11 protein-coding genes are annotated in these 6256 nt (G+C 36.3%); 6 read left to right on the top strand and 5 right to left on the bottom strand.

Translation table 11 applies throughout. The features are described from left to right. The first annotated feature begins 170 nt into the window (after positions 1–170). Positions 171–1100 carry a replication initiation protein RepM gene (repM, locus tag WFH18_RS16300; RefSeq protein ID WP_004647575.1) on the top strand — a complete coding sequence of 310 codons (930 nt, stop codon included), beginning with the start codon at positions 171–173 and terminating at the stop codon, positions 1098–1100. Further along, positions 1097–1393 carry a hypothetical protein gene (locus WFH18_RS16295; RefSeq protein ID WP_034707427.1) on the top strand — a complete coding sequence of 99 codons (297 nt, stop codon included), beginning with the start codon at positions 1097–1099 and terminating at the stop codon, positions 1391–1393. Before repM ends, WFH18_RS16295 begins: the two co-directional genes overlap by 4 nt. Here the strand turns inward: WFH18_RS16295 and WFH18_RS16290 are convergent. Both WFH18_RS16290 and WFH18_RS16285 read right to left on the bottom strand, forming a co-directional pair. Then, positions 1390–1701: an HU family DNA-binding protein gene (locus tag WFH18_RS16290; RefSeq protein ID WP_004647573.1), complete on the bottom strand. Its 312-nt coding sequence runs from the start codon at positions 1699–1701 to the stop codon at positions 1390–1392. The two genes, WFH18_RS16295 and WFH18_RS16290, sit on opposite strands and share 4 nt — an antisense overlap. Positions 1702–1703: 2 nt before the next feature. Next, positions 1704–1991: a hypothetical protein gene (locus WFH18_RS16285; protein WP_005099140.1), complete on the bottom strand. Its 288-nt coding sequence runs from the start codon at positions 1989–1991 to the stop codon at positions 1704–1706. A gap of 212 nt (positions 1992–2203) precedes the next feature. Between WFH18_RS16285 and mobQ the strand changes: the two genes are divergently transcribed. Further along, complete coding sequence (mobQ, locus tag WFH18_RS16280; protein ID WP_086045013.1) at positions 2204–3157, top strand: MobQ family relaxase; 954 nt, start codon at positions 2204–2206, stop codon at positions 3155–3157. Continuing rightward, positions 3154–3624: a hypothetical protein gene (locus tag WFH18_RS16275; RefSeq protein ID WP_336755276.1), complete on the top strand. Its 471-nt coding sequence runs from the start codon at positions 3154–3156 to the stop codon at positions 3622–3624. The genes mobQ and WFH18_RS16275 overlap by 4 nt, the downstream gene beginning before the upstream one ends. Positions 3625–3630: 6 nt before the next feature. On the opposite strand, the gene WFH18_RS16270 is transcribed toward WFH18_RS16275, so the two are convergent. The 3 genes from WFH18_RS16270 to WFH18_RS16260 all read right to left on the bottom strand — a co-directional run bounded on the left by WFH18_RS16270 (position 3631) and on the right by WFH18_RS16260 (position 4693). Continuing rightward, positions 3631–4056 (bottom strand): hypothetical protein, encoded by a 426-nt coding sequence (locus WFH18_RS16270; protein WP_044113199.1) that lies wholly within the window; start codon positions 4054–4056, stop codon positions 3631–3633. Positions 4057–4191: 135 nt separating this feature from the next. Beyond that, positions 4192–4407, bottom strand: coding sequence for a hypothetical protein (locus WFH18_RS16265; RefSeq protein WP_086045014.1), 216 nt, complete (start codon positions 4405–4407; stop codon positions 4192–4194). Beyond that, on the bottom strand, positions 4397–4693 hold the full coding sequence (locus WFH18_RS16260; RefSeq protein WP_044112499.1) for a BrnT family toxin: 297 nt from the start codon (positions 4691–4693) through the stop codon (positions 4397–4399). Before WFH18_RS16260 ends, WFH18_RS16265 begins: the two co-directional genes overlap by 11 nt. A 194-nt stretch (positions 4694–4887) precedes the next feature. Here WFH18_RS16260 and WFH18_RS16255 point away from each other — a divergent pair, with 194 nt between their 5' ends. Together WFH18_RS16255 and WFH18_RS16250 are read left to right on the top strand one after the other, a co-directional pair. Beyond that, the gene (locus WFH18_RS16255) at positions 4888–5301 is read left to right on the top strand and encodes a hypothetical protein (RefSeq protein WP_005020944.1); all 414 of its coding nucleotides are present in this window, start codon (positions 4888–4890) and stop codon (positions 5299–5301) included. A 2-nt stretch (positions 5302–5303) separates the two neighbouring features. Continuing rightward, on the top strand, positions 5304–5618 hold the full coding sequence (locus WFH18_RS16250; RefSeq protein ID WP_000723215.1) for a hypothetical protein: 315 nt from the start codon (positions 5304–5306) through the stop codon (positions 5616–5618). Positions 5619–6256 lie beyond the last annotated feature (638 nt).

The raw sequence follows: 6256 nt of genomic DNA, 5'->3' as shown, positions 1-6256 counted from the left end.
CTTTTAGACCCTATGAAAGCATTGGTATCAGAGGGTTTCACTCTCAATAAGCACACAAATTCTCTTGTATAAGCACACAAATTCTCTTGTATAAGCACACAAATTCTCTTGATTTACACACATATTATATGTAGTGTTTAAATACACATTAATAATAACGTGTATTTAATATGAAGAATGGTTTAGTTGTGAAAGATAATGCATTAATAAACGCCAGTTATAATTTAGAACTAACAGAACAGCGTTTAATTATGCTGGCGATAATTAATGCAAGGGAATTAGGACAGGGCATCACGGCAGATAGCAAACTAGAAATACATGCTAGTGATTATGCAAAGCTCTTTAATGTATCGGCAGATGCATCCTATAAAGCTCTAAAAGAAGCTGTAAACAATCTATTTAATAGACAGTTTAGCTATACAGCAGAATACAAAAAAACAGGAAAAGTGGGTGTTGTTCGCTCTCGTTGGGTTAGTCGTATTTTTTATGTAGATGACTTAGCGCTATTAGAAATTACTTTCGCACCTGACGTAGTGCCGTTAATCACTCGATTAGAAGAACATTTTACGAAATACGAAGCCAAACAAGTTGCACACTTAACCAGTAAGTACGCCACCAGACTTTATGAATTATTAATCGCCTGGCGTGAGGTTGGTAAAACACCAATTTTTGAACTGCAACAATTACGTAAAAATTTAGGTGTTGAAGATGATGAATATCAACGTATGCATCATTTTAAAAACCGTGTATTAGACACAGCTATTACCCAGATCAATGAGCATACGGATATAAAAACCACTTATGAACAACATAAGCAAGGGCGTACCATCACTGGGTTTTCATTCAGGTTTAAGCAAAAAACACAGCCGAAAATTGAAATTAAACGTGATCCCAATACCCCTGATTTTTTCATCAAAATGACCGATGCTCAGCGCCACTTATTTGCCAATAAAATGTCTGAAATGCCCGAAATGAGCAAATACTCACAAGGTACGGAAAGTTTTCAGCAATTTGCTATTCGTATCGCTGACATGCTTTTAGAGCCTGAAAAGTTCAGAGAGCTTTATCCATGTTTAGAAAAAGCAGGGTTTCAAGCATGATGAAATTAACCAACCTATTAGAAGAACTTCACGGCACACAAGCTGAATACCTCGATATCGTAAATTATGAAATTGCGAGGGAAAATATATGCGGTTATATCTTCCTATTATCCCGAATATCCCAAAATGCAGAACCCACCGAAAAAATGCAGATGGAAAGCAAAATAGAGGACTTAATTTACTATCGGGATAATTTGCAGATCGAAGATAAGGAAAATATCCAAAAGGTCTTAAATGAGCTAATTCCAGAGTATAAAGCCGAACAAGAAAAACAAAGAGCTAAGAAAAATTAGGCTTTCTTCTTAGCTTTACTTTTTTGCTTTGGCTTAACAATAAATTGCTCTCCCAAAGCCTTACCTTGTTTAAAAGTAACGATTTCCTTAGCTTCAATTTTAAGTTTTTCTCCAGTTTTAGGATTGCGTCCCATTCTTTCTGGACGTTGTTTTACTGAAAAAGTACCAAAATCAACTAATCGGACATTTTTTTCTTCAACTAGGGCTTCTGTAATGACTTCAAGAACAGAATTAAGAACAACTCTTGCTTCGTCTTGATTAATATTTAATTTAGGTGCTAATTTGGCAATTAAATCGGCTTTATTCATAATTAATTTTCCTCAATATTTGGTAAGTCAAAAAGCTGTCTATCTCTATTTTCAGTTAAATATTCATTAAGTTCCATGAGTATTTTTTCTTTGTTGGCTTCATTACTTTGCATCTTTTTAATTAAATAAGAACCGAGCAAAATTTTACGTCGAGTATCATCCTTTCTTTCTTGCTCTTTTTGCTTCGATCTTTCTCTAGCTTCGATAGCTTGTTTACGAGCCTTTAACTGTTTCAGCTTCTCTAATTGGGCTTCGATTTTCTTTTCAAGAGTTTCAGCAGTTTTTGTCATAATTCAGATTTCGGGATATAGAAAACCACTCAAGCATAAGGCCCTATGAATTGAAATTCAAGCGGGCTATATGCTATCGTGTTTTTCATGAAATGGCACTTACGACTTGGATTTCATCCAAGTCAAAGTTTGCGTAAGGGGATTCCCCTTAACCCCAAAAAACTGCTACGCAATTTTTAAAAGCAAAAGCAAAACCATCACAAGGCTAAGGCATGGCAATTTATCACTGTACCACTAAGACGGTTAATCGAAGTTCGGGACGAACTGCGGTTGCATCTATGGCTTATCGTGCAGGAGAAAAATTAACAGATGAACGAACAGGATTAACGCACGACTTTACGAGAAAAGAAGGTGTGGTTTATACGGAAATTCTTTCTAATTTGGATACTGAATTAGACCGAAGCAAAGTCTGGAATCTGGCAGAAAAATCAGAAAATCGGAAAGATGCCCGAACTGCACGTGAATGGGTGATTGCTTTGCCAGATGAACTGGATGAAGAACAGCGAAAAGAACTAGCAAAAGAGTTCGCGCAATCTTTAGTAGACCGTTATGGGGTGATTGCAGATTTAGCCATTCATGCGCCTAGTCATAATGGCAGTGATAAAAATCATCATGCGCATATCTTATTAACTACCCGTAAGGCTGAACTGGATCAAGATCATAATTTGGTGCTAAAGGATAAGACCGATATTGAGTTAAATAATACCAAAAGAAAAACTTTAGGTATGGGAACAAGCCAGGAAGAAATTAAACAGATCCGATCCACCTGGGCAAATCTAGCCAATCATGCCCTCGAACATGCAGGGTATCGGGAAAGAATCGACCACCGCAGTTATGCCGATCAAGGTAATCAGCTACAAGCTACCATCCATGAGGGCAGTAAAGTCACTCAGATGCGCAGAAAAGGCATAGATACTGAAATTAGCCGTTTCAACGACACGATCAAACAGCAAAACAGCCAGCAGCTCCAAAACAAAGAACAGCAAAAGGAAAAGACATTGAAACAAGGATTCAACCGTGTTGAGCAAGGTTTCGAGCAATGGAAGAAAGATCGGGAAGTGCAACGTCTGGAGCTTGAGCAAAGGCAAAGATTGAAATTGGAACAAGAGCAGAAGATGAAACAGACGCAGCGTATTAAATACGGAAGAAGTGGGCCATCGCTATGAGCAACCAAAACGAGTTAGACGATCAACTATATATTTTACTGGCTTCCATGAAGGAATACAGAGAGGCCATAGCAGACGATAACAAGCGATTAGAGACGTTTTACAATAAAGTGGCTACTGGGGTGCTAGAACAGAGCAAAAAGACCCTAAATAACGCAAATAAGGAAGCTACACATGCCCTTCAAGGGCGTATTCATGAACTAGACAAGGCTACTGATAAACTGAACTATAGATTCATTGCTCTGTTATGTGCAATTTTCCTCAGTCTGGTGCTGGTTTTTCTGTCTTTCATATTTTTATTCATTCCAAGTTTTGACGAGATCAAAGAACGTCGGGCAGAAGCAGCTTGGCTAGAACAAAGATATAACCTGGATATTAAAAACTGTAATAGCCAATCCTGTGTCCGGATCATGAAAAATGACTGTCATGGGCCAAACAAAGATTATTGTGTGATTGACCCTAAATAGTGTTTGTTAAAGCGGAGCCGCAATCCAGTAGCCGTGGTTAGCGCAAACATTTGGAATAGGGCTAGTAATAGATTGAGGTTTCGTTGGGTACTGACCTCCACCAAGTCTAATTTCATCACCTACAAAGACTTTATGATTATTAAATTTGTTGGTAATACTAATCCTACCGTCACTTGTATATTCTAACTCGCTGCTACTAGCCCAGATAATAAAAGGGCTGGTATCACTGTTTAGACGAATACAACCATGTGGATCTAAATGTAATTTGCCACCTGCAAGTGAAACCATATAAGTCTTCACTTCGGGACTTTGCTTGATAAAAAATACTGGTTTTACAGGTTCTATAGCATTAGAAACTAAGGCAGGTTTTGCCATGCAGCCAGTAAGCACAGAAATAATGAAAAAGCTCTGAACTAAATTATATATTTTCATAGTCAACCAAGTTATGAGATGGGACAGTACTTTGCTTGGTTTCTTTCGTTATTCAATTTATACCAGTACGCGCAAAGTGGCTCGACTTTGAAACATGGCTAAAGCCATATTTCAAAGCATCGAGCTAAATTTTAATTAAACACGTTTTAATGCCATGATATGGCGAACCATCTCATTAATATGCTGTTTTGTTTCATCATCTTGAGAACTTAGCCAAGTTACAACATCTGCATCAAAAGCCTTTGCTTGAGCAATGGCATGGCGTTCTTGTAATTTTTTCACAAAATTCGGTTTTACTACTGGCGCATTGGTAGGGTCAAAATTTTTATAGCGTTCTAAGTCATTTTGCATAGTTATACCTCCGCTTTTGATTGTGCGATGGCTCAAAGGCAGTAATGATTCTTGCAACATCACCACGTTCAACCCAAACCACTGTTAGTAGTCTACCACGATTACTTAGACCGATTGATATTAGCCGTTGCTCATCGTAATGACCAAGATCGTCAAAGGAAATCAGCTCTGGGTCAAGAAAAACACTACATACCTCTTCAAAAGTAATTTCACGCCCTCGATAGACTAATTCCATTTTTTTATCGTGCCATTCAAATAGCAGACCGTAATACTCAATCAACGGCATCTTTAGCTTTTTCCTAGATTTACAACCTCTAAAAGTCTACTTAGAGGGTTTTACTTATTCAATAACTCATTAATTTAAATGGTTTCTAACATCCAAATTTCGTATAACCACCATTATGTTAAATAGAATCAAAAAACCTCCAATAAAATCGTTATAGTATTATTATTTATTGAGTAGATAAGAGAATTAAATTAGTGAAATACTCAAATGAAAAAATAGTAAAAGCTCTCTTACTTTCTCCTTTACCACTACTTTTTTTCACAGCAGTCCGGTTTATCGTAATGAATCAGGAATACAGCCTATACTCGATTTTAGTGGTTCTTGTAGGGCACGGTCTTGTCTACTTGGCTTATTGTATTTTGACTGTACCTTTCAGCTTCATATTCTCAATTCTTTTAAATCGTTATAACAGTCTTAATTTATTAACTATCTGTATTGCCTCTATAATTATTGCTACTCCATTTTTTATTCTTTTTGAATGGAGTCACACAGGAGAAATTTCGAAAGAGTGGTGGAAAATGTATACCAATACATGGACTATTTTTATGGCTCTCTTTCCTGGCTTATGTTATTGGCTGTTTTTAATTAATTTAAAAGATAAAGAATAGTTATGAAAAAAATATTATATTTTAATTTCTTAGCGATTATTTTGACTTATGTATCTTTGCTTTATCAAAAAAATATATTAGTTGCTCGCATAGTTGTAGATAAGCTTGAAAAAGTTGAAGTCATAGCTGGGGGATTTCCTCTACAGTTCCTTATAGATGGTGAAACCTCTCCAGTCGGAAGTATAAGTATCAATCCTTTATTTATTTTCATCGGCATGGATCAATTTGTTTTTCTCAATTTTTTTATTGATTATTTATTTTGGGTAAGTATTTTATTTGCTTTTTCTATGATTGTGAAAAAGTACAGAATTGTATAGATCTCCTAAAATTAACATAATACACCTTATACGAAATACGTTATAATTCCACTTAGAAATCAATGCTGTAGTTTCTAGTTTATAGCCCAATCGAGCCCGTTTGGGCTTTTTTTATGATTTTTTATGTTCCACGAATATTCTTTAATCAATGTTCCACGGTTTTGATTAGATATTTTAATAATTAAAATCATCCCAATAAGAGCCGAGCGAGTGTCTACGAGCGATCAACTGGCATTAAAATTTTGCGCCTGCCTTTTCCCTGATTACAAGCTCCCTTTTGATTTTAAACGGTAGATACAGAGCATCCCGAATGGGTGCGAATTTTGGAGCTTTTGCTTTTCAAAAAATATGAGCGAAGCGAATACATTATCAATGCTTTTACTTTTGAATATCACAAACAGTATTAATTAAAAACTGCCCCTCGAAGCGAGGAACGAGCTTCAATAGAGTACGAGCTTTAGCGAGTACCTAGGGCAGTTCCACTCCCCTGCCGAAAGGCTTTTAATTATTTTTAAAGCTTTTAAATGCTTTTAGACCCTATGAAAGCATTGGTATCAGAGGGTTTCACTCTCAATAAGCACACAAATTCTCTTGTATAAGCACACAAATTCTCTTGTATAAGCACACAAATTCTCTTG

The organism is Acinetobacter sp. USHLN143 (assembly GCF_037145695.1).
In the GTDB taxonomy this organism is placed as follows: domain Bacteria; phylum Pseudomonadota; class Gammaproteobacteria; order Pseudomonadales; family Moraxellaceae; genus Acinetobacter; species Acinetobacter fasciculus.
Note: the sequence above shows the minus strand (reverse complement) of the source record. Positions and strands in the feature narration are given on the sequence as shown.

What these genes read in the sequence shown, in the direction of transcription:
- WFH18_RS16295 (WP_034707427.1), top strand. Translation starts at nt 1,097, where the DNA reads ATGATGAAATTAACCAACCTATTAGAAGAACTTCACGGCACACAAGCT.
- WFH18_RS16285 (WP_005099140.1), bottom strand. Translation starts at nt 1,991, where the DNA reads ATGACAAAAACTGCTGAAACTCTTGAAAAGAAAATCGAAGCCCAATTA.
- WFH18_RS16275 (WP_336755276.1), top strand. Translation starts at nt 3,154, where the DNA reads ATGAGCAACCAAAACGAGTTAGACGATCAACTATATATTTTACTGGCT.
- repM (WP_004647575.1), top strand. Translation starts at nt 171, where the DNA reads ATGAAGAATGGTTTAGTTGTGAAAGATAATGCATTAATAAACGCCAGT.
- WFH18_RS16265 (WP_086045014.1), bottom strand. Translation starts at nt 4,407, where the DNA reads ATGCAAAATGACTTAGAACGCTATAAAAATTTTGACCCTACCAATGCG.
- WFH18_RS16290 (WP_004647573.1), bottom strand. Translation starts at nt 1,701, where the DNA reads ATGAATAAAGCCGATTTAATTGCCAAATTAGCACCTAAATTAAATATT.
- WFH18_RS16250 (WP_000723215.1), top strand. Translation starts at nt 5,304, where the DNA reads ATGAAAAAAATATTATATTTTAATTTCTTAGCGATTATTTTGACTTAT.
- mobQ (WP_086045013.1), top strand. Translation starts at nt 2,204, where the DNA reads ATGGCAATTTATCACTGTACCACTAAGACGGTTAATCGAAGTTCGGGA.
- WFH18_RS16260 (WP_044112499.1), bottom strand. Translation starts at nt 4,693, where the DNA reads ATGCCGTTGATTGAGTATTACGGTCTGCTATTTGAATGGCACGATAAA.
- WFH18_RS16270 (WP_044113199.1), bottom strand. Translation starts at nt 4,056, where the DNA reads ATGAAAATATATAATTTAGTTCAGAGCTTTTTCATTATTTCTGTGCTT.